Consider the following 703-nt stretch of genomic DNA (forward strand, 5'->3'; position numbering starts at 1 on the left):
TGCTGATTGCTCAGCGTCCGTCCCTGACCGAAGAGGTCGTCGACGAGTTCCGCTCCCGGTTCGTGATCGAGCCGCTGGAGCCGGGCTTCGGCTACACCCTCGGCAACTCCCTGCGTCGTACTCTCCTGTCGTCGATCCCCGGAGCTGCTGTCACCAGCATCCGTATCGACGGTGTCCTGCACGAGTTCACCACCGTGCCGGGCGTCAAGGAGGACGTCACCGACCTGATCCTCAACATCAAGCAGCTGGTCGTGAGCAGCGAGCACGACGAGCCTGTGGTGATGTACCTGCGCAAGCAGGGCCCGGGTCTGGTCACCGCCGCCGACATCGCGCCGCCGGCCGGTGTCGAGGTGCACAACCCCGATCTGGTTCTTGCCACGCTCAACGGCAAGGGCAAGCTGGAGATGGAGCTCACGGTCGAGCGTGGCCGTGGTTATGTCTCCGCCGTGCAGAACAAGCAGGTCGGTCAGGAGATCGGGCGCATTCCGGTCGACTCGATCTACTCGCCGGTGCTCAAGGTCACGTACAAGGTCGAGGCCACGCGTGTCGAGCAGCGCACCGACTTCGACAAGCTGATCGTCGACGTCGAGACCAAGCAGGCGATGCGTCCGCGTGACGCGATGGCTTCCGCCGGCAAGACGCTGGTCGAGCTGTTCGGTCTGGCCCGTGAGCTCAACATCGACGCCGAGGGCATCGACATGGG

The 703-nt window shown here is 64.6% G+C and carries 1 protein-coding gene; it reads left to right on the top strand.

Annotated features, from left to right (window positions below):
• Window positions 1-2: 2 nt before the first annotated feature.
• Window positions 3-703: DNA-directed RNA polymerase subunit alpha (locus tag OP79_RS49050; RefSeq protein WP_033329773.1), on the top strand; the 701-nt coding region annotated here is incomplete at its 3' end.

This window comes from Streptomyces yerevanensis (genome assembly GCF_000716805.1).
GTDB lineage: Bacteria > Actinomycetota > Actinomycetes > Streptomycetales > Streptomycetaceae > Streptomyces > Streptomyces flaveus.